This window comes from Amycolatopsis saalfeldensis, from assembly GCF_900110575.1.
Lineage (GTDB): Bacteria > Actinomycetota > Actinomycetes > Mycobacteriales > Pseudonocardiaceae > Amycolatopsis > Amycolatopsis saalfeldensis.
This window is the reverse complement of sequence record NZ_FOEF01000038.1, coordinates 17,958-40,680: the sequence shown is the minus strand read 5'-3', so window position 1 is coordinate 40,680 and position 22,723 is coordinate 17,958. Positions and strand designations below refer to the sequence as shown.

General features: G+C 66.2%; 12 protein-coding genes. All 12 read left to right on the top strand.

Going from position 1 to position 22,723, the window contains the following annotated elements; all coding sequences use genetic code 11:
• Positions 1-291, top strand: a 291-nt coding sequence (locus BMY97_RS43690; protein ID WP_143086504.1) for an integrase core domain-containing protein, incomplete at its 5' end; no start/stop codon positions are given.
• 146 nt (positions 292-437) lie between these two features.
• Positions 438-569: a hypothetical protein gene (locus BMY97_RS49295; RefSeq protein ID WP_281246973.1), complete on the top strand. Its 132-nt coding sequence runs from the start codon at positions 438-440 to the stop codon at positions 567-569.
• A gap of 632 nt (positions 570-1,201) precedes the next feature.
• Positions 1,202-1,666, top strand: coding sequence for a hypothetical protein (locus BMY97_RS43680; protein WP_091629299.1), 465 nt, complete (start codon positions 1,202-1,204; stop codon positions 1,664-1,666).
• The gene (locus tag BMY97_RS43675; protein ID WP_091629298.1) at positions 1,663-2,289 is read left to right on the top strand and encodes a DUF3558 domain-containing protein; all 627 of its coding nucleotides are present in this window, start codon (positions 1,663-1,665) and stop codon (positions 2,287-2,289) included. The genes BMY97_RS43680 and BMY97_RS43675 overlap by 4 nt, the downstream gene beginning before the upstream one ends.
• Complete coding sequence (locus tag BMY97_RS43670) at positions 2,289-3,602, top strand: hypothetical protein (RefSeq protein ID WP_143086503.1); 1,314 nt, start codon at positions 2,289-2,291, stop codon at positions 3,600-3,602. The genes BMY97_RS43675 and BMY97_RS43670 overlap by 1 nt, the downstream gene beginning before the upstream one ends.
• Before the next feature lie 11 nt (positions 3,603-3,613).
• Entirely contained in the window at positions 3,614-4,381 is a 768-nt protein-coding gene (locus tag BMY97_RS43665; protein ID WP_091629295.1) for an ESX secretion-associated protein EspG, read from the top strand.
• A 144-nt stretch (positions 4,382-4,525) separates the two neighbouring features.
• On the top strand, positions 4,526-8,791 hold the full coding sequence (gene pglW / locus BMY97_RS43660) for a BREX system serine/threonine kinase PglW (RefSeq protein ID WP_091629293.1): 4,266 nt from the start codon (positions 4,526-4,528) through the stop codon (positions 8,789-8,791).
• 259 nt (positions 8,792-9,050) lie between these two features.
• Positions 9,051-12,683, top strand: a complete 3,633-nt coding sequence (gene pglX, locus BMY97_RS43655; RefSeq protein ID WP_245787805.1) for a BREX-2 system adenine-specific DNA-methyltransferase PglX — start codon at positions 9,051-9,053, stop codon at positions 12,681-12,683.
• Positions 12,680-16,420, top strand: a complete 3,741-nt coding sequence (locus BMY97_RS43650) for a BREX-2 system ATPase PglY family protein (RefSeq protein ID WP_091629290.1) — start codon at positions 12,680-12,682, stop codon at positions 16,418-16,420. The genes pglX and BMY97_RS43650 overlap by 4 nt, the downstream gene beginning before the upstream one ends.
• Complete coding sequence (gene pglZ / locus BMY97_RS43645; RefSeq protein ID WP_091629288.1) at positions 16,417-19,125, top strand: BREX-2 system phosphatase PglZ; 2,709 nt, start codon at positions 16,417-16,419, stop codon at positions 19,123-19,125. Before BMY97_RS43650 ends, pglZ begins: the two co-directional genes overlap by 4 nt.
• Positions 19,122-20,417, top strand: a complete 1,296-nt coding sequence (brxD, locus tag BMY97_RS43640) for a BREX system ATP-binding protein BrxD (RefSeq protein WP_218157018.1) — start codon at positions 19,122-19,124, stop codon at positions 20,415-20,417. The genes pglZ and brxD overlap by 4 nt, the downstream gene beginning before the upstream one ends.
• Positions 20,410-22,506 (top strand): DEAD/DEAH box helicase, encoded by a 2,097-nt coding sequence (locus BMY97_RS43635; protein WP_091629286.1) that lies wholly within the window; start codon positions 20,410-20,412, stop codon positions 22,504-22,506. Before brxD ends, BMY97_RS43635 begins: the two co-directional genes overlap by 8 nt.
• The last annotated feature ends 217 nt before the right edge of the window (positions 22,507-22,723 follow it).

Genomic DNA, 22,723 nt, shown 5'->3' with positions numbered 1-22,723 from the left:
TCCGACCGTGGCGGGGAGTTCACGGCGCACCTGACGGCGCGAGCGTGTTTCGGTCACGGGCTGCGCCGGTCGATGGGCGCGACTGGGATCTGTTGGGACAACAGCCCGGCGGAGTCGTTCTGGTCGACGTTCAAGCACGAGGAGTACTACCGGCACGTGTACGCCACGAAGTCGGAACTCGTTGCTGCTATTGACAATTGGGTGAAGTTCTACAACAGTGTGCGGCGGCACTCCTCGATCGGGATGCTCAGTCCCGACACCTTCGAGCAGTCACTCCGCACGGCCGCCTGAACCCTCTTAAGCCCCTGTCCACCATTCGGGGTGAACCTCAGCTGGCCTCCGACAACACCACGATCCTGGGAATCCACAACACCCACAACGAAGCCGGCGAACAGTGCACCGACAACAACCCCTGCGAGGTGGGCCCGGACGGAACCGTGACTTCGGTGCCGGGCCGCGGTTACGGCCAGCAGGTGAACGTGCTCGTGGCCTGCCTGACCACGGGCTCGAAGCTGGACCTCTCCCGGCCTGGTTGCGCGCTCACTGGCGCGACGAAGCCGTCCAGGTGATCAGGCCAAGCTCGATGGTCCAGGGGCGCTCGCCCGTTCCGCCCACCGGGTGAAATCAACGACGAGGTTTCGCAGTCCTCGCTTTGCCTCCCGCTGAACGAGTCAGGCCCTATCCGATGATCTTCGGATAGGGCCTGACCTGCGGAGCCGCCTAGGGGAATCGAACCCCTGACCTATTCATTACGAGTGTCTGTGATGTTCGCCACCATAGCCTCCACCTGGCACTTTAGTGGCACTTGGGATGGCTACAGGTGCCAGGTCGACCCTGACCGACTCTGGTTCGCAACACGAATAGCTACACGCGTGCCGCCCCCGCGCGAGCACGCCCGGACGCCATCCAAGCGCCCCAGGCGGCGACACTCCGTGACCACTAACCATGGCGGGATTGACGTACTCGACGCGCCGTCGTACCACTTTGGAATTAGTTTATTTAATCCCAAAAATGTGGATCTTTTAAGCCCATGTCACTCATTGCTGGATTTGGTCCACGTCACGTGACTAATCCGATAACGTTCAACGTGCACAACTGATCATGCGAAGATTCCGGTAAGCACGCTTGGGGAGGCCATCGTGGCTGGGGAAGGCATGCCTGGATCGTCAGGTGCCGACGTGCGCCGAACGAAGGACAAGGCATGACTCAACCAGCGCCTGCGCCGGGCAACTGGCTCAGCGACGTCGGATTCCACATCCTCGGCGACCAACCCGGCGGCGGTGGGGGTGCCTCCGGAGGATCGGCTGCGCCAGCCTCCGGACAGGGCTTCAGCCTCAGCCGTGATGAAGCGTTGAGCATGCTCAACCAAGCCAAAGGCATCCGTGACGACCTCTGGAACCTGCTGCCCACGGCCGAGGGTCTGACTCACCTCAAGCCCCCGGCAGACGAGCCCGCCAGCAACAGCTACAACGCCCTCCTGGTCGGTAACGGTCAGAAGGCTGGCGCGTTCAGGTACGGCCTTGGCCATATCCAGCGCGAGCATGGTTATCTCGTCGAGTTGATCGGGCGCCTGGAAGATGCGCTCGGCCTCATGCATGAGGGCGACGAGCAAGCAGGAATCGCAGTGAAGCAATCTGCAAGCAACGATGGAGGTCTCGCCGGATGAGCACCCGGGCACAATTGGTCGCGCTCGTGATCGTTGCGACAACGGCCCTGGTAGCGAGCTGCTCCGGCACTCCGGCCGTGCCCGCGACGACTCCGCCGCCAAGCTTGACGACCTCCGCAGCGTTGCCTCACAGCGGAGCCCCAAAAGTCAACAACCCGCTACCGGCCTCGGTCCTCACCACGGATCCGTGCCAGAGCGGCCTGACGACTGATCAACTCAAAACGATCCTAGGCACGGCGCCACAGGGCGAGCCCAACCAGGCAGCGGGCATCGGTCCCTCGTGCTCCTGGACCAACAGCGACAAAGGCTCACACGTCGCGGTGGCCTGGGACAGGCAATCGCACGACGGCCTCAGTGGGTGGTACGAGAACACCAAGCCCCAGGCCGTGAAGTGGCAGGAGTTGCCCGCGATCCAGGGTTTTCCTGCGGTCGCGCACGTGACGCCGAGCGGTGGCGCACCAGACGAGTTCTGCCAGATCAGTATCGGGATCACAGACGAGGCGACGGCCGACGTCACGATCGGCCTCGGACCTGCGAAAAAGGGGAAGGTCGACCCGTGCCAGGTGACAGCTCAGGTCGCCGACATGGTCGTGACGAACCTCCGACAGAAGGCGAACTCGTGATGGGTGCCTTCGACTTTCTCGGCGATGGTACGCAATGGCTCCTTGATCGCTACAACGATGCCGAAACTTGGGTGGACGACCTGTTCAGCGGCAATCTCGGCGATCAGGCGGTTCCGGCGCCGGAGCTAGTCCAGAAGGTGATGTCGAGCAAGGGCGCCCCGGAGTGGCACCAGGGGGCCGCTACGGCGTCTGACTTGTCTCGTGATCACAGCGACATCAGCTCCAGGGTGCAGCAGCTGAACGCCACTCTGGAGTCGGTGTGGACCGGCGGTGGAGCGGACGCGGCACGCGCCAAGATCAAGCCGCTTGCGGATGTTTCCGCCGCTGCGGCGGGTACGTTCACGGCCAACTCGCAGAACGTGACAGGTATTGCCCATGGCTTCGACGAGATGAAGGCTTCGTTGCAGCCGATGCCGACTACTCCGCCGCACAAGGACTTCGTCGACGTCGCCACGCCGTGGGACACCGACACCGAAGACCAGATCAACCAATACAACCAGACTGCGCAACAGAACCTCGACCGCTACAACGGCTACGCCAACCAGGCGCAGACCAGTGGTCAACAGCTCAAGATTGACTACAGGCAGTTGGCGGACTTCGACGGCGGGAAAGTCACGATTACTCAGCAGACCACCCCGCCCGCGAGCACCCACCAGACCGCGCAGACCACGGGCAGTTCGTCGCACACGGCGTCGAACCTGAGCTGGTCGCCGTCGTCGCACACCGGCGCCTCAACGCCTGTCACCTCGGCCGGTCACGTTGGGGGTGCGGCAACCTCGCCGAGCAGCCAGCAAGGCGACGGAGTACAGGCAGCCGGGTACGTTCCGCTATCGCTCGCCAACCCTGGCGCCGGATCCAACTACGTGCCAGCCTCGCTGCCAAACGCGTCTGGCGGCGCGGGCGGTGGCAGCTCGTGGTCGGCTCCGGGCTTGGTCGGCGCGTTCGGAAGCGGCAGTGGCAGCTTCAACGGCAGCAACCTCGGCGGTGGACCCGGTGGTGACGGTCCTGGCGCTCGCGGTTCTGGCACCTCGGAACGGCTGGGATCTGGAGCGGGAACCGGCGCGGGCGAGGAGGGCGCGACACGCGGCCCGGCGGGCTCGGCCGGGCGTGGCGCGGCAGGGGGCCGTGGCTCATCCGGCATGGGCGGCATGGGTGCCGGCGGCGGGAAGGGAAAGGGCGAGGAGGACAAGGAACACCAGCGCAAGTACGGGATTGACGATGACTCCGCGTTCACCCTCGTCGACGACGAAGGCGGCAAGCTGCTCGACCCGCACACCGGGCTGCCGCCCACACCTCCGACCATCGGCGCGTGAGGCGAGCACCGATGCGAATCATTGACGGACCGGTGCGGATGCCCCGGCCGGTGTTCCTGGTCGCCTGGCAGCTGGAAAACCTCGGCGAGCCGCCGCCTGTGGTCGGTCCGGACGCCACTTACATGACCGAGGAGTTCCAGACCGCCTTGCGTCGGCGCGCGTTTGACGTCTTGGCCCGGCTTGGGCTGGCTTCCGATAAGGGACTGTTCACCGCTGAGTTCTGCGCGACTCTCGCGACCCTTGCTCACCCACAACGGGAGTTCTACTCGTGGAGCAGCTTTCGCCAGTCCGATGAGGACGACAGGGCAATGCTGGTATCGGCGGTCGGACGTGACGCTGTACGGCTCGCCACTGATCATCGCCTGGTTCAACTCGACCCGATCCCGTCGTCTGAACTGGCCGAAAGTCTCATCGACACACTGCCTCAATGCGACGCAGCTCGGGTGAGGCGGTCGCACGTGTCGAAGGTGGACTACGACTACCCCGGCCGGCGCTATGACGCCGACCCGCTGGCCGAGCAGCCAGAAGGGGCCGACGAACTCCGCGAACTCATGCGAGCTGATCGCGACGCGGTCCACCAGCTCTACGCGGCCGTTCGCGACGCCAGCGGGTACCGCACGCGAAGCACTCCTCTGTCCGCGATTGATCTCACCGGCCGCGGCCGCGTGCTGACCTTCCTCAACGACGGTGCCGACGGCGAAATGCAGATCAACGTCTACCCAGGGCATCGGCGGCACCTAGTCGACGCCCTCGATCGCACCGCCGAAGCCCTCGTGTAGCAGTCGTCGGGCGGAGGCAGTTCCGGCAGGCCCGGATCCCGTCAGAGGGATCTGATTCTCACGTAACCTCGGACCCCGGAACTCCGACAAACCAACTGGCCGCACGGTATCGTCGCGGTCGCACGAGGGTGGAAAGGACGCGAGGTGGACGACAGCCGCTGGGTCGAGGTGAGCCCGTCTCAGTTCTCCCACGAGTCGGAGGGGCTTCGCCTGGCCAAGGAGCTCCTGCCGGACGTCGAACCCTTTCGCGCCTGGTCGAACTTCGAGTTCAGGGACACGCGCGGCCGATGGCACGAGGTCGACCTCGCCGTGTTGGGGCGCGACACCCTCTACCTCGTCGAGCTGAAGTACTACGCGGGACGTTTGCGTGGGGACGATCACCGTTGGCTCCGGGACGGCCACCGAGCCGAGGACTCCCCGCTGAAGCTCGCCCACCGTAAGGCCCAGTACTTCGCCAGCCTGCTTAAGGAGCGGTTCCGGGAGTACCTGCATTCCAAGGGTCAATACAACGTCGACCTGCGCGACTACATCCCGTACGTGCAGGAAGCTGTCTTCCTCCACCACCCGAACCTGCGCTGTGAGCTGCCTCGACACGCCCGGCGCGGGATCTACGGCCTGGAGGGGCACGAATCCGTCTCCGGCCTGCAACCGCTTTCCGAGCTCCTGCTCGCGCCGGCCAGCCACGAACCGATCGGTGGGATCAAGTCCGCCATCCTGGCGAGGATCATCGAGCAGATCGGCCTGGTGCCGCGACGTCAGCGCGAGGTCGGTTCTTGGGTGATCGATGAACAGCCGCTCGGCGAGGGCGAAGGCTGGCAGGACTGGCCCGCCTTCCACCGCGTGACCACGACCGACCGGTATCGAATCCGCTTCTTCATTCCCGCCCCCGGCAGCAGCTCGACCGAGGAACGCAGGCTGGAACGCCAGGTCGAGCACGAGTACCGCCTGCTCTCGCGCCTGCGACACGACGGCGTCCTGACTCCTCGAGACGTCGTCAACGACGAGCTGGGCACTGGGCTCGTCTACCCCGATGACAAACGGTTGAACCGCCTGGACCTGTGGTTCGCTGAGCGGGAAAACGGACTGTCCATCAAACAGCAGCTCGACATCGTCAGGCAAGTCGCGGAGGCTTTGCACTACGCACACCGGCACCGTGTCGTCCACCGTGGTCTCGTGCCCTCCGCCGTCGCGCTGCGGAAACGCAGTGATGACGGTCTGGCCGTGGTGGTCAGCAACTGGGAGGCCGCGGGTTCCCTGCCCGTGACGACCACCGCGACCAGTTCAGTGGTCGGTGACGAATCGGCACCGAGCCTGATGCTCCGGAACCTTGCGGAAGACGACGAGTTGTTCGAGGCACCCGAGGGGCGATGGACAGCGGGCGCCGACCGCATTCGCCTCGACGTGTTCGCGCTCGGGGCGTTCGCCTTCTACGTGCTCACCAACCAACGTCTCCCCGCGCCGGACCGCGGCGCCCTGGTCGACCGGCTCCGCAGGGACGGCGGTCTCGACCTCGCCGCCGAGCTTCCGCAAGTGCCGTCCAAGATCCGCGAGCTAGTACTGCACGCGACCGATCCTCGTCCTTCGGAGCGGACGGCGAACGTCTCGGAGTTCCTCGCCGAGTTCGACGCCGCCGAGCAGGCGCTTTACGACAAGACCGTGATCGAGGAGGTGGATCCACTCGACGCTGTTCCCGGTCAGCTGCTCGACGGGCGTTACCGGTTCCGCCGACGGCTCGGCTCGGGGTCTACTGCGGTAGGTTTGTTGGTGGCCGACGAGGGTGCCGGGGGAAAACAGCGAGTGCTTAAGGTCGCCAAGGACGACTCGGCGGCAGCCAGGCTGGAATCGGAGGCCAAGGCCCTCGCCGCCCTGCAGCACGACCGCATCGTCGACTGCCTGGGCAGCGTTCAGATCGGCGGACGCAAGGCACTCGTGCTCACCTTCGCCGGTGAAACAACGCTCGCCGAGGAGTTGGCTCGCAAGCGTGGCCGGCTCTCCCTCGACCTCTTGGAACGCTGGGGAACCGACCTGCTGTCCGCCCTGTCGGAGCTCGACCGGGTGGGGATCTTCCACCGCGACATCAAATCGTCGAATCTGGGCGTCGACGCGCGGGAAATCAGGTCCCACGGCAAGTCCGACTCGAGGCTGGTGCTGTTCGACTTTTCGATGTCGGGCTCGAACCTCCAGGCGCTCGCAGCCGGGACACCGCACTACCGCGATCCCTTCCTCGGACTCGAAGGCCGAGTGAGCTACGACAGTGCCGCGGAGCGCTATGGCGCCGCAGTCGTGCTGTACGAGATGGCAACCGGCGCCCTGCCGCAGTACGGGCCCGATCCGGATGCCGATCCGGCCAGCGTCCCGGACGAGGTGTCGATTAACGGTGACGCATTCGACCCCGCCGTGCGCGAGGATCTCGAAGCCTTCTTCACCACGGCTCTAGCTCGTGACGCCAATTGCCGACACGACACGGCGGAGGACATGCGCCGCGCGTGGACGAGCATCTTCAAGCGGCTCGGACGATCCGCGCCCGACGCCGCAGGCAAGGCCGCCACCGCGACCTTGGAGAGCAGCCTGGGCGAGGCGGGGCTGTCCGCGCGGGCCGTGTCGGCGCTCGAACCCGAGGTCATCACGGTCTTCGAGCTGCTCACACTCGACCCGGCGCGGCTGAACGGCCTGGTCCGCAAGGAGGCCAGGGAGACGCGTTCCGAGATCCGCGAGCGGGTAGGTGAGTGGCGGAAGACGTTTGCGGACCAATTGGCGGCCCGACGGGGCACCGACACTGCCCGGTCCACCGACGCGACCACGTTCCCCGATCCGCTGCGTACCGCGGCATTGCTCGTCGACATCGCTCAGGGGAAGAGAGCGGCGACGAGGCGCCAGGCCGCGGAACTCATCCTCGGCCTGCGACAGGGCCTCGACGCGTTTGCCACCCAGCAGGAGCTCGCGCAGGCGGTCGGCCGTTCTGGCCCTCGCGGCAACCAGCTCATCAGGGAACTCCAGAACGCGTGGGCGAGTGATGACCGGAGCCGCGATCTTCTCGATGACCTCGTGCGACTGATCACGAGGTCGCTGAGGAATTTCGGCGGAGTTGCGACGATCAAGACCCTCACCGATGAGATCCTCGCCGCGCTGCCGGACGCACCAGCAGACTCCTCAGAGCAGGCCAACCGGGTCGCAGCCGGCCTGCTCAGGCTCACCCTCGACCGCTACGTCGAACACGAAATGGCCGAGACGCACGAGCCGTTGGCGAAACGGCGCCACGGCGGCAGGCTCGCGCTGATCGCCACCGATTCCACGCTCCTCGAAGCCGCCGACGCCATCGCCGGGCTCGCCGGCAAGCTGGTCGCCGACGCGAAGACCGCGCGCGAGGACATAGTTCCCCAGCAGCGCGCCGCGCGGGAGATCCGGGCGAAGTTCGAGGAGACGTTCCGCAAGGCGGGTGGGGACGCGTCCCCTGCGATCACGGATCTGCGGCTGGTGCGGCTGGCGGCGCAGACGGCCACCGACGTCGGCTTGTCGGCGCGGGGAGAGCTGCACTCATCCGACATGGCGCCGCACGTCGCCGTCCGGTTGGCGTTGTCCGGTGTCGGCCAGCGAGAGGAGCTGTCGCCGGCGGAACTGATCGACCGGGTGCGGGCTCGTTTTCCCGACCTGCCGCCGTTGCCCGGTCGCCCTGTCCTGGACAAGATCGTCGAACGATCCGGTGTCGGGCTGCAGTTCGCAGACGGCGCGTATCGGCCGGAAGCGAGTTCTCCGGCGGCGACCAGTGGCCTGCCCAGCCGACCGGCGACCATGATCCCGGAGCGCACGGAACGTGTGCTCAGCCGCGGCGACCACATGGACCGTGTGCTGGCGGAGAGCCTGCGCACTCGGTCGTTCCTCGCCCTGGGGGTCGGCGTGCTGCGCTCGGACGAGGTCGACCGGGCGGTGGAGGCGCTGTCGGGACGTTTCCACGCGCGGGTCGTGGACGTGACCGGCCTGATGATCGACGAGATGCGCTCCTTAGCCAAGGAAGTCCGGCTGCCGTGGAGTCTGCTCCGGTCGGCCGACGCGGCCTCACCAGGCAGTAGGGACGCACGAGGCCTGCGCACGGTCGTCGACCGGGTCGTTCCGCGCGTCACCGCGCACATCGACGTCCTGGCTCTCGGGGATTGCGCAGGCAGCGAAGCCCCCGTGATCCTCACCGAGCTGTCGCCTCTGGCCCGTTACGGTCACCTCGGAGTGATTGCCCGGTGGAGCGATCTTGCCGCCAAACGTGCCCGGCCGGTATGGGTCGTGCTGCCGCAGGTGTCGTGGATGCGCGGCGCGATAGTGGACGGCAGGCCGCTTCAACTGGGCTCGAACGGCCAGTTCGTTGAACTCGACGCCGCCTGGCTCGCGGCCCAGGAGGAACCCCAGGACGCCAACGCTTGACGACGCTTGCCTGGCAAAGTCCGCGGGTCAGCACCGGAAAAGTATCGCCGGACAAGCGCGGAGGATGCCCCAGATGCATGAACTGCGGTCGCAAATCGTGCTCACGATGTGATAACGAGGCGTTACGTAGGGTCGGCGGGCAGCGACGTGCCCACCGGGCGTCGATGGGTGCCGTGGCGGAGTTGCCCACCACGGCGCAGGATCGAGAGGATCGACGGGCGACACGTCGGCAAGGACTTGGGACACGAGGGGACTGAGCGTGGCAAAGCTGGGCGGACTGGTGGGGGAACTCCGGGCGCAGGTAAAGGCCCTGGAGGACGATCTCCGCGCCCGCGTCGACGGACCCGATCCGCACGTCCGCCAAGCGGATGTGTACGAGGAATGGCACGCGCAGTGGGAGTCGGCGCTCAAGGCCGAGCGTACCGCGACGTCGTGGCAGGCGTGGCGCGACGAACGAGTCATGCAGGCGGCTGCGGCGTGGGTGCTGCTCACCGTCTTCGCCCGGTTCTGTGAGGACAACGAGCTGGTGCGCCCGGTCTGGATCGCCGGCCACACCAAGGAGCGCAGACAGCTCGCTCACGACGCCCGCCGCACGTACTTCCAGCAGAACCCTGAGCACAACGACCGCGACTGGCTCACCCACATCGCCGAGCATTTCGCCAGGACCCCCGCCACGGCCGGGCTCGTGGACGACTTCTCGCCCCTACACCTCGTGGCCCCTTCGGGCGACGCGGCGTCGAAGCTGCTGGAGTTCTGGTGGGAGCAGGACTCCGACGGCGAGCTGCTGCACACCTTCGACACCCCTGGCCTCGATACCCGTTTCCTCGGGGATCTGTACGAGCACCTGTCGAAGTTCGCGAGGGAGACCTACGCGCTACGCCAGACCCCAGAGTTCGTCGAGGAGTTCATCCTCGACCAGACCATGGAACCGGCGCTCGCCGAACGGCCCCTCGAAGGTTTCCGGCTCATCGACCCCACCTGCGGTTCAGGGCACTTCCTGCTCGGCGCGTTCCATCGGCTACTCGTCCGCTGGTCCAAGCAGGCGCCGAACATGGACTCACGAGCGCTCGTGCAGAGGGCCCTCGACGGTGTGCACGGCGTGGACATCAACCCCTTCGCGGTAGCCATTGCGCGGTTCCGGCTCATCGTGGCCACGCTGAAAGCGACGGGTGAGCTGTCGCTGGAGAATGCGCCGAACTTCCGGCTCAACCTCGCCGCGGGTGACTCCCTACTCTTCGGCGCGCCGCAACAGGGGCTCGGCGACGACCTCTTCACGATCGACGAATCCGTCTTCGCCTATTCCACCGAGGACCGCAAGTCACTCGAACGCCTGCTGCAAACCCGCGGCGGCGGCGAGCCCGCGGTTTATGACGTCGTCGTCGGCAACCCCCCGTATATTTCAGTCAATGATCCCGCATCGCGACGCATGTACCGAGAGCAATATAGGTATTGCCACGGCCAGTACACCTATGCGATTCCATTTATGGAATTATTCTTCAATCTCGCCAAATCGGACGACCGTCCGGGATGGATTGGAAAGATCACATCTAACGCTTTTATGAAGCGAGAGTTCGGCAAGCCGATCATCGAAGAATTCCTGAAGTATAGGGATCTACGCGCGGTCATTGACACTTCCGGTGCCTACATTCCCGGTCACGGCACGCCAACAGTGATTCTGGTCGGACGGAACCAGGGTAGAGCGAAGCGCACGGTTCGCGCGGTCCTAGGTGTTCGTGGCGAACCCGGACGACCAGAAGTTGCCGCGAAGGGCTCGGTGTGGCGGAGTATCGTTGACCACATCGGAGAGCCGGGCTTCGAAAACGACTGGGTCAGCGTCATCGACTTGGACCGCGAGGTCTTGTCAACGCATCCTTGGAGCTTGTCCGGCGGCGGCGCCGTTGATTTGACGCAGGAGATTGAACGAGACACAGCACATATTAATGATCGGCAAATTCTTGTTGGCCGGACTACGCACACTGGCGTCGACGACGCCTTTTACGTTCCTTCGACGACCCCTCGAACCCTCGGACTTCAAGATGAGGTCGTGCCAGTCGTACTCGGCGAAGACGTGCGCGACTTTTCCATAGATCCGCATATCGCGACACTGTTCCCTTATAACGAGCAAGGTGAGCCGCGCGAGCCAACCAAGGCCACGATGCGCTTCTTCTGGAGAAACAAGGCCCTACTGTCGTCCCGTGTCGACTACAAACAAACGCTCCAAGAACGAGGCCTTCGGTGGTTCGACCACTCGATGTTCTTCAAGAAGCGTTACAGGACTCCGCTGTCTATTGCATTTGCGTTTGTGGCGACACATAACCACTTTGTGCTGGATCGGGGCGGGAAGGTCTTCAAACAGACCGCGCCGGTGATCAAGCTGCCGGAGGGGGCCAGCGAGGACGATCATCTCGAGTTGCTCGGCGTGCTCAACTCGTCGGTCGCGTGCTTCTGGCTCAAGCAAAACAGCCACAACAAGGGCGAGGGAGGTGGAGCACGAGTCGATGCCGGTTACGCAGCGCGTGGAGAACCCTGGCGAGAGTCATATGAGTTCACTGGCACCACGCTCCAGAAATTCCCGCTGCCTGCAAAATTGCCCCTAAAACGCGCCCACTCTCTGGACTCACTGGCGCAAGAACTCGCCCAGCTAACCCCCCAAGCCGTCGCAGAGCGCGCCACGCCGACACGCGAGAATCTCAATGCCGCCAAGGCGGAGCACGACCATATCCGCTCTTTGATGAACGCCCATCAGGAAGAACTCGATTGGGAGTGCTACCGGCTCTACGGGCTGGTCGCCGAAGACCTGACATACCAGAGCAAACTTCCCGGCATAGAATCCGCTGAGCGGGCCTTCTCGATCGACTTGGCCCGCCAGGTGAAGAACGGGTCGGTGGAGACCACGTGGTTCAGCCATCACAACCACCAGTTCACCCCAATCACCGAGATCCCCGCTCACTGGCCCGCCGACTACCGAGAAGTCGTCCAGCGACGCCTCGACATCATCGCCGAGAACAAGAAGATCCGCCTCCTGGAGAAGCCGGAGTACAAGCGGCGTTGGGCGATCGAGCCGTGGGACAAGCGGGTTAAAGCCGCGCTCAGGGACTGGCTGTTGGATCGCCTGGAGGACCGACGGTTCTGGTTCGACCGGGAGGGCCGCCCGCATCCTCGCAGCGTCATCCAGCTCGCCGACGAGGTCGACCGGGACGCCGACTTCCGCGCCGTCCTGCAACTCTGGTCAGGCAGGCCGGACACCCCGACCGCGGCCGCGCTCGAGGACCTCCTCGCCGACCAGACCGTTCCGTATCTGGCCGCCTACCGGTACAAGCCGTCCGGGTTGGAGGCGCGGAAAGCGTGGGAACACACCTGGGAGTTGCAGCGCAAGGAGGACGCGGGCGAGCTGCCGCTCAACCAGGCGACCAAGTTGCCGGACCCGCCGATCCCGGTGCCACCCAAGTACAAGCCCGCCGACTTCGCCAAGACCTCCTACTGGTCGCACCGCGGCAAGCTCGACGTGCCCAAGGAGCGGTTCATCCTCTACCCCGACGCCAACCGGGAGACCGATCCTTCGCCGTTGCTCGGCTGGGCCGGCTGGGACCACGCGCAGCAGGCCCTCGCGCTGGCCGCGATCATGAACGAGCGCGAGGGCGACGGCTGGGACGACGGGCGCATGGTGCCGCTCATCGCTGGCCTGGCCGAGCTGGCTCCGTGGGTGCGCCAGTGGCACGGCGAGGTCGACCCCACTTACGGTGTGAGCCTGGCGGCGATCATCGACGAGGAACTCGCCTCCCGTTCCCAGCGGGCCGGCGCAACCCTCGACGACCTGGCCGGCTGGCGCCCGGCCACCACCGGACGCGGTCGGCGTCGTACCACCACCAAGCGAGGGGACGCACAGCAGTGACCACGTTGCTCCGCGACGTCATCCATATCCCAGAGCGCGCCGGCACCGAGGACTACGTTCTCCGGCTCACCGAGAGCACCGACGCCGGCCACATCGCGCAGACGATCGCCGACTATGTCGTCACCGAATCCCTCGCCGAGAACTTCGACGCCGCGCTCGAGCTGATCACCGACGCGTTGCGCAACAACAAGAGCCGCGGCGCGTTCCTGTCCGGCTCGTTCGGCTCCGGTAAGAGTCACTTCATGGCCGTGCTGCACGCGTTGCTCGGCCACGAGCCCGCGGCGCGCGCGATCCCCGAGCTTCAGCCGGTGATCGCTCGGCACGACCCGGCGCTAGAAGGCCGTAAGGTGCTTCGGCTCTCCTACCACCTGCTCGGCGCGAACTCGTTGGAAGAAGCAGTCTTCGGCGGCTACGTCGAGCAGGTGCGCCGCTTGCATCCGAACGCGCCGCTACCCGCCGTGCACGTCAGCGACCGGCTTCTGGACGACGCCGAGGGCATTCGCAACCAGCTCGGGGACGAGCAGTTCTTCCGCGGGCTCAACGGGGACAGCGGCGGTGCGGACGACCCGTGGTCCGGCCTGCTCGGCGCGGGCACCTGGGATGCCGAGTCCTACGCCGGCGCGCGCGCCGCGAGTCCAGACAACCCCCAGCGGCAGCAGTTGGTCACCGCGCTCACCGAGAAGTACTTCACCTCGTATGCACGGGTTGCGTCCTATGTGGACATGGACACCGGTCTGCTGGCGATCTCCCGGCACGCCAAGGAACTCGGCTACGACGGCGTGGTGCTGTTCCTCGACGAGTTGGTGCTGTGGCTGGCTTTCGGTGTGCGGGACACCGAGTTCTTCCGGCGGGAGACGCAGAAGATCACCAAGCTGGTGGAGTACGCCGGGGCGGCCCGGCCCATCCCGATCGTCTCCTTCATCTCCCGCCAGATGGACCTGCGCAAATGGTTCGCCGACGCCGGGGCGTCGGGGGCCGAACAGGAGATGCTCGACCGCGCGTTCCGCCACCAGGAAGGACGTTTCCGCACCATCGAACTCGGCGACGACAACCTTGCCGAGGTCGCGCACAAGCGGTTGCTGCAGCCCGAGGACGAGCAGGCAGCGGTGGTGCTCACCGATGCGTTCAAGGCCATCGACCGGCGGCCCGGCGTGTGGGACGTGCTCCTCGATGGCGTCAACACCGGTGACGAACATCGGGGCGCCTCCGAGGCGGAGTTCCGCAAGACGTACCCGTTCTCGCCCGCGCTGGTGTCCACGCTACGGGCGCTGGCGAGCGTGATGCAGCGGGAACGGACCGCGCTGAAGGTCATGCAGCAGATGCTCGTCGACCGGCGCGAGGTGTTGACCGTGGACGACGTGATCCCGGTTGGCGACTGCTTCGACTACGTGGTCTACGGCCAGCAAGCCCTCGACGCCCATGCCGCCAACCGGTTCCGGGCCGCGACCGGCCTGTACGAGGACAAGATCAAGCCGATTCTGCTGCGCGAGCACAAGGTGACCGAGCAGCAGCTCGCGGAGGAGCCCGAATCCGTGCCGCTGGGCTTCCGCAGCCACGAACGGCTGGCGAAGACCCTGCTGCTGTCCGCGGTCGCACCCAACGTCCCGGCGCTGAAGGAACTCACCGCCTCTCGGCTCGCCTCGCTCAACCACGGTTCGATCCGTTCACCGCTGCCGGGCAACGAGGCGCGCATGGTGATGGCGGCGATCAACACCTGGCGTCGTGAGGTGCCGGAAATCCAGCCGTCCGACGCCGCCACCGACCCCGTCATCCGAGTCCAGCTCGCCAACGTCAACTACGAGTCGATCGTGGAGCGCATCCGGGGCGAGGACAATCCCGGCCGCCGCCGCCAGCTCATCAAGGAACTCGTGCACGAGGCCGTCGGTGTCGACTCCAGCGCGGCCGATCTCGGTGGCGCGGTCACCAAGACGGTCACGTGGCGGGGCTCCCGGCGCGAGGTGGACGTGGTGTTCGGCAACGTCCGCGACTCCACCTACCTGCCCGACGAGCACTTCCGCAACCGTCCCGGGACCTGGCGTTTCGTCATCGACTACCCGTTCGACGAGGAGGGTCACTCGGCGAGTGAGGACGTCAGCCGGGTCGACCAGTTGATCACGAGCGGGCACAACCACCGCACCGTGGTGTGGCTGCCGTACTTCTTCTCCGCCGAGGTGCAACGCGAGCTGGTGCGGCTGGTGAAGCTGCACTGGCTGTTCAGCGGCCCCGGAGAACGTTGGCAGAACAGCGCCGACCACCTGTCCGAAACCGACCGCGCCCAGGCGCGGGGCGTGTTGGAGAGCCAGTACGCGGGGCTGAAGGAACGCATCATCCGAGTGATGCAACAGGCCTACGGCGCGGCCGCACGCGAGCCCAAGGCGCTCGACGACACCGCCCCCCGCGAGGTGCTCATGTCGTTGTCGCGGGACTTCAGCCCGCGTCCGCCCGTTGGTGCGGATCTGGGGCGTGCCTTCGACAACCTCATCGACCAAGCCTTCCAGGCGAGTTACCCAGCGCACCCGAGCTTCGAGCCGGGCAACACCGAGGTCACCGTCAAGCAGTTGACGACCGTCCGCGAGTACGTCGAGAAGGCCACCACGCATCCCGACGGCCGAGTGCCCGTGCTCCCGAATGACCGGGATGTCCTGCGGCGGATCTGCGTTCCGCTGCGCGTGGGTAAGCCGACTGAGACGCACTTCCTGTTCGGTGACGACACCTTCACCTACTGGGCCGGTGAATTCGACCGCGCCGTGGTGCGCGCGGGCGGAGATCCACACGCCCCGATCGCCGTCGGTCAGCTGCGCGCCGCGGTCAAGGAGGACTGGGGCCTGCGGTCCGAGGTGACCGACCTGGTGATCAGCGCGTGGGCCCTGCACAGCAAGCGCGCATGGTACGAGTCCGGCGTCCCGCTGCCCACACCCGCGATCGGGAAGCTCAGGGACCACCTGGAGCTGCGTCCCGAGCCGTTGCCCACTCCCGACAAGTGGACCACCGCTGTGAAGCGCGCCGGCGAGCTCCTCGGGGTGGCCGTCGCGAACACGTACCTGACCGGGGCCAACGTAGCCGATTTCGCCGGGAAGGTGCGAGAAGAGGCGAAGGGCCGTGTTCGCGCAGCGGCGAACCTGGTCGACGAGCTACGAGGGGCTTACACGCGGCTGGGCCTCAGCCAGGGAAACGGGGATCGACTGACGACCGCCGAGGAGGCACTGGGATTCGTTCGCAGGCTCGGTGACATCGACGGGCCCGTCGACCTCATCACCGCGATTGCAGACGCCCAGTTCTCGGCCAACGAACCGACGGTGGGACGGTCACTCGCGCACCCGGACGTGGTTGTCCGGGCACTGGCGAGCCAGGACTGGCAGCGGTTCGACCCGGTACGGAAGGCCGAAACCGGCGGCAACGAACGCGCCGAGCAGGCACGCAACGTCGTGCGGCGCCTGCGCGAGGGTGTGCTTGCCAATGAACTGGTCCGCTCACTCGCAACGGTCGTTCGGACGGCAGAAGACGAGACGTTTCGGTGGCTCGCCGAATCGTCCCCCGAGCGACCCGAGCCGCCGACACCCCAACCGGGCGAGGCGCCGGTTCTCGTGGCGCGCGAGCCCCAGCCGGAACCGGAACACCCCGTGCGCGACAGCGTCACCGTGCGCTCGCTCGACGACCTCGCCACCGTGCGACAGGAACTTTCGAGGCTGCTGAGCGAACACGGCAAGAACGTCCACGTGGAGTGGTGGATCGAATGAGCCACGCGGCGAATGAGAACGGCGTCCACTCCGCCACCGACCCGATGATCCGCTTCCTCCTGGACCAAGCCGCCGAGAAGCGCTATCGGGCCGGTGTGCTCGGCATCCGAGCCAAAGCCGCCTGGGACGGGCCGGAGAAATTCACCCACAGCGGCAAACAGGTCGTGGTCGCGCCATGTGAGTCCACGCTTGCTGTCTGGGAAGCGCTCCGAGGTCGGTTACGGGACGGCTGGCTGGTCGTGCTCACCCCCCGCACCGACGACGAACTCGGACTCGGCGTGCTCAGCCACTTCGCATACCAACGGCTCCGGACGCCAGATCCCTGGCAGGCCGTGCGCGATCTGTTTGACGCCGTTCGACTGGACCCGGCGCTGTACACCCGACCCGACAATCGCGCCGTCGCGGCGGGTCTGCTGGGGGCCAAGCCAGGCAAGGGGTGGCCGCCGGCGCCGGGCGGGGTGCTCACCGAGTCTCACGCGTTCCACGCGGTGCTGCGTAGCCGGCTGGACATGGTGGACAGCGGCATGGAGGTCGATGCCCGGGCGGTGTTCGAGTGGAGCGCCCATCCGCAGGCGACCGAGCGTCTCGCCGATTTCCGCGACGAGGTCGGCGACGCGCTCGCCGACGCGCTCATCGATTGGCTCGCCCGACGCTGCGGGCTCGTGGAAGACCCCGTGCGGACCCTGTTGCGTGCGGGACGGGTGGCCGATCTCGTACCGCTCGGTCTCATCGCGGGCCTGCTCACCGACGACGCCGACGGCTCGGCGCTGGCACTCGGCCTGCTACGTGGCAAATACGGGTTGGGGCAACTGGCGAGGGACACGCTGGCCGCGTGGTACACGGACGCCGGGGGGCTGGTCACGCGCGCACTCGACCGTGAGACGGTCCGACGCCTCGCGGAGACCGCGACAACCCGGTTACGCGAACTCGACCTGATACACCTCGCGGCACGATCGGAGATCCTGCCCGACGGGCTTTCGGCAAGGATTTCCGAGCTGGCTTCGGCGGTCGCGAGGGCACTGCCAAGATCAATCGGCAGTGACCCAGACGAGCGGCTCGTCACAGACGACCTCGGGCAGATTGAAGCCGGGTGGGACCGCGTTCAAGAGCACCACTTGGCGGCTGGGGACCGAGCCGTGGAGGCATTCGGCGCGGTCCTGCGGTTGCTGCGTTGGCTCGCCGTGGACGTACACACCGGTTCCTCACTCGGCGAACTCATCTGGCGGCACCTCGACAGCGACGCCTGGGTCGACTCCGCCGTCAACGAAGTCGCACGGGGTTCTGCCGCACCCGGAGTCGGCGAAACGCTCGCCGCTGTCCTGGACCTGGCCCGACGACGACGCGACGCCCACGACCTCGACTTCGCCCAGGCACTCGCCGACACGGAAGCGCCCAGCGAGCCGTGCGTCGAACAGGTCCTACCCGAGCACGTGATTCCCCTGGCGAACGAGCAGCCGGTGCTGCTGCTCGTCATCGACGCGTTGAGCGTTGGCGTTGCCGCCGAACTCGTCTCTTCGCTCGCCGCCTCCGCGACCGGATGGGTGGAGTACACGCTGCCCGGACGCAACCGGCGCGGGGGCGCGCTCGCCGCGCTGCCGAGCCTCACCGACCGTAGCCGGTGCTCGCTGCTGTCCGGGGAGCTCAACCGCGGTGCGGCCAATGCCGAAAAACTCGGCTTCGCGCAGTTACTCAAGGCTCACAAGCTGGATGAACAGGCCCCGTTGTTCCACCAGAAAGAGCTCGACACCGTGCGCGCGGGGCTCGCACTCGCACCGTCGGTACAGGACGCGATTGCCGACACGACGAAGCACCCGCTTGTCGCCGCAGTGCTCAACATCGTGGACGACACACTGCACCACACCGACCCCATCGGCGCGCGCTGGAACCTCGACACGATCACACACCTGCGCGCGCTGCTCGAAGCGGCCCGGCAGGCTGGTCGCCTCGTCGTCCTCACCTCCGACCACGGTCACGTCCTCGAACGACGTGCCGGCGAGTACCGCAAGTACCCCGCGACCCACGGAAACCGGGCCCGGACGACGACTCCACCACCCGAATCCGACGAGGTGCTGGTGCGAGGGCCGCGGGTGCTCACCGAAGGGCACACGGCGATCCTCGCCGTCAACGAACGCCTTCGCTACGGGCCGCTCAATGCGGGGTACCACGGTGGCGCCTCCCCCGCGGAAGTGATCGTGCCGGTGATCGTCCTCCATGCGGGAGACGCCCCGACCGGCACCAGGCTTACTCCTGTACGCAACGTCGAGCCTGCATGGTGGACCCGCTCCCCGAGCAGGGTGCAGGCACCGCGCCCGGATCGAGCACCGGAGGGGCTGTTCGACCTTCCCGACCGGCACGCCACCGCGCAGACACCGGACCCGGACGCAGACCAGCTTGCCAAGCACGTCATCGCTTCCAAAGTGTTCAAACGGCAGAAGTCCATTGCGGGCCGGGTCACGATCACCGACGAGCAGATCCGTGTGTTGCTGGCCGTGTTGTCAGGCGCCCCGGCGCATCGAGTCCCGGGCGAGGAAGCAGCCGCCGCGCTGGGTATCGCGACCACTCGGCTATACGGGGCAATCTCGACCATCAAACGAGTGCTCGACGTCGAAGGCTACGTCGTGTTGAGCTACGAGGCGGAATCCGGGCAGGTGGCGTTGGACGTGGCCATGCTGCGTGAACAGTTCGAACTGAAGGGGCTGTCGTGATCTCCGCGCGTCGACGAGGCGAGATCCTCGACGCTTTGCGCCACGGGACCGTCCCGGCGAACGGGCTCGACCAGCTCGCCGTCGGGCTCAGCAAGTTCGAGCGGGAAATCGACGCCGAGCTGGACACGGTGGCGACAGGCGGCGCCTCGTTCAAGGCAGTACGAGGCGAGTACGGCGCGGGGAAGACGTTCTTCGCGCGCTGGCTGTGCGACCGGGCGAAGAAGCGCGGGTTCGCTAGTGCCGAAGTTCAGATCAACGAGATCGACACCCCACTGCACCGGCTGGAAAGTATCTACCGCCGCGCTATTGAGTCGCTCCGGACGGACACCCTGGCCCCGAGCGCGCTGCGGCCGATCCTCGACTCGTGGCTGTTCGCCGTCGAGGACGACGCCGCAGGGCAGACCGGAGATGTGCGGGACGAGGCCGTGGACGCGTTGCTGGATAAGCGGCTCGCTGGCGTAGCCGCCCAGGCTCCGGTGTTTCCGCTGGCGATTCGGGCCTACCGGCGTGCCGTGACGTCCGGAGACACCACCGTGGCGGACGGGCTGGTGGCCTGGCTCGGTGGTCAGCCCCACGTTGCCGCAAGTGTGAAGCGGCAGGCCGGGATCAAGGGCGACCTGGATCACTTTCTCTCACTGGGCTTTCTGAAGGGGCTCCTCGCGATACTGCGGGACGCGGGACATCCCGGGCTCGTGCTCGTGCTCGACGAGGTCGAGACATTGCAACGCATCCGCAGCGACTCGCGTGCCAAGGCACTGAACGCGTTGCGGCAGCTCATGGACGAGGTCCATGGCGGAAGCTTCCCCGGGCTGTACCTGTTGATCACTGGTACTCCGGCGTTCTTTGAGGGGCGACAGGGTATCCAGTTGCTCCCTCCGCTGGCAGACCGGCTGCGCACCGACTTCTCCCGCGATCCGCGATTCGACAATCCACGGGCACCGCAACTGAGGCTGACTGGTTTCGACCTCGACAAGCTGGTCGAGCTCGGTGGGCGCGTGCGGGACCTCTTCGTGAGCCAAATCTCCGACGCCGAGCGAGTGCGCCGGGTGGCCGACGACGACTTCATCCGCGAATTCGCGGGCGCGGTCGCGGGAGGACTCGGCGGAAGGGTCGGTATCGCACCGCGGCTGTTCCTACGCAAACTCGTCGACGTGCTGGACACTATTGAGATCCACCCGGAATTCGACCCCCGCACCGATTACGAGATCAAGATCGAACCTACCGAGTTGACCGCCGCGGAGCGAGAAGCCCTCACGCCCCGCTCCCCCGACGACATCGAACTCGATGTCTGAGGATGACGCGTTCACCGCACTGCACCCCGCGGTGCGGTACCACCTGGTGAACACGCTGCGCTGGCCCTCGCTTCGTCCGCTCCAGGAAGCGGCGGTGCGGCCCCTGCTGGCCGGAGAGGACTGCCTGCTACTCGCCCCCACCGCGGGTGGGAAGACTGAGGCGGCTCTGCTGCCGGTGCTCACCCGCATGGCCGAGGAGAACTGGCAGGACGTTTCCGTGCTCTACGTCTGTCCGCTCAGGGCGTTGCTGAACAATCTGCATCCGCGCGTAGCCTCATATACGGCATGGCTCGGGCGTTCCGCTGCGCTGTGGCATGGTGACATCGGCCAAGCCGACCGTGCTCGCATCCTGCGGGAACGGCCAGACGTTCTGCTGACGACGCCGGAGTCGATCGAGGCGATGCTCGTCTCCACGAAGGTCGACCCGCATGCGCTGTTCTCCGGGCTCCGGGCGATCGTGGTTGACGAAGTGCATGCGTTCGCCGGGGACGACCGTGGCTGGCATCTCCTCGCTGTACTGGAGCGGTTGGAGCGCGTTGTCGGCCGTCCTCTGCAGCGGATCGGACTGTCGGCGACGGTGGGGAATCCGGAGGAACTGCTGTCCTGGCTCCAAGGGGCCCATGCAGAGCGGCTCAGGCGGGTTGTAGCCCCGAAGGCCAGGGAGACGGCGGCACCCGACATCACGCTGGACTATGTGGGCAGTGTGGCCAATGCGGCGAAGGTGATCGCCTCACTGCACGACGGCGAGAAACGCCTCGTATTCGTGGACAGTCGGCGCATCGCGGAGGAACTGGGGACCGCATTACGCGGCCACGGGGTCACGACGTTCCTTTCTCACTCGTCGCTTTCCGCCGCCGAACGCCGCCGCGCGGAAGAGGCTTTCGCTGAGTCCAGGGACACGGTCATCGTGGCGACCTCCACTCTGGAATTGGGCGTCGACGTCGGTGATCTCGACCGGGTCATTCAGCTCGACGCACCACGCACAGTGGCGTCGTTCCTCCAACGGCTCGGCCGTACCGGCAGGCGTCCGGGAACCCTTCGCAACTGCCTGTTCCTGTGCCTATCTGAAGACAGTCTGCTCCAGGCTGCAGGGCTGCTCGAACGCTGGTCGGCCGGCTGGGTTGAACCAATCACGGCACCACCCTCACCCCGGCACATTGTTGCCCAACAGCTGCTGGCGCTGGCGTTGCAGGAACACCGCATCGGGGCCGCGACTTGGCGGCAGTGGTGGGGCTCGTTGCCCATGTTCGACGAGCATTCGGACGAGATCCTTCGGTTTCTGCATAGCGAGGGGTTTCTCGAGGCAGACGGGGACTTCCTGTTCATCGGGCCGGAAGCGGAACACCGCTTCGGACGCCGGTATTTCTCGGATCTGACGGCGGTGTTCAGCGCCCCACCGGAGTTCACCGTGCTCCAGGGGCGCCACGAAATCGGCACCGTCTCCGACGACCTCTTGGTCGAGGAGGTGGATGGGCCGCGGGTGCTGCTGCTGGCCGGGCACGCATGGCGGGTCGAGCGCGTGGACTGGCAGCGGCGCCGTTGCTGGGTCGAGCCGACGGATCAACACGGCCGAGCAAAGTGGACCGGGCGCGGGGGTGGGCTGTCGTTCGACCTCACCCGGGGTATGCGGGCGGTACTGTTGGGCGCGGATCCGCCAGGAGTAAATATGACGAAGCGCGCTGATACGGTGCTTTCCCGGTCTCGTGACGAACTGCGTTCCTATATCGCCGCGGACGCGACGCTGGTCATCGAGGAGCCAGGGGGCGCGGCGCGCTGGTGGACGTGGGCCGGGACCTCCGGCAACCGGACGCTGCAAGCGTCGTTGCCGGGGGTGGTGGCTCCTCGGCAGAGGATAAACGACCGATCCCTCCGACTTCTTCCCGATCTTGACCGTAAGGATATTTCCGCAGCGATCGACCGCTGTGACCTGGTCCTTCCGTACGTGGATCGAGGTGCTGTGGCCGGCCTCAAATTCTCCGTCGCATTGCCCGACGCTCTGGCACTGCGCACGGTGGCAGAGCGCCTCGCCGACAAACGCGGAGCGACCACAACGCTCGGCGAACCGTGGCGGTTCACGCGCATGGCGTAGCCGCTCCCTTGGGTAGATTTCGGGTTGAACCATCACGGGTAGGGAGCCGACTCCGGTATCAGACCAACGCCCGTCGATGTGGCTGGTAGCGAGCAGGAAGGCGCTCTCATCGGCGCCATGACACCAGAACAGGTGAACCACCCGAGCCATTCCTCGAGACATCTATCCTTAAGTCGGCAACACCCGAGGAAACACCTCCAGCTGCCATACTTTGCAT

Coding starts and splice junctions, on each gene's coding strand:
- BMY97_RS43680 (WP_091629299.1), top strand. CDS start 1,202: ATGACTCAACCAGCGCCTGCGCCGGGCAACTGGCTCAGCGACGTCGGA.
- BMY97_RS43675 (WP_091629298.1), top strand. CDS start 1,663: ATGAGCACCCGGGCACAATTGGTCGCGCTCGTGATCGTTGCGACAACG.
- BMY97_RS43670 (WP_143086503.1), top strand. CDS start 2,289: ATGGGTGCCTTCGACTTTCTCGGCGATGGTACGCAATGGCTCCTTGAT.
- BMY97_RS43665 (WP_091629295.1), top strand. CDS start 3,614: ATGCGAATCATTGACGGACCGGTGCGGATGCCCCGGCCGGTGTTCCTG.
- pglZ (WP_091629288.1), top strand. CDS start 16,417: ATGAGCCACGCGGCGAATGAGAACGGCGTCCACTCCGCCACCGACCCG.
- BMY97_RS43635 (WP_091629286.1), top strand. CDS start 20,410: ATGTCTGAGGATGACGCGTTCACCGCACTGCACCCCGCGGTGCGGTAC.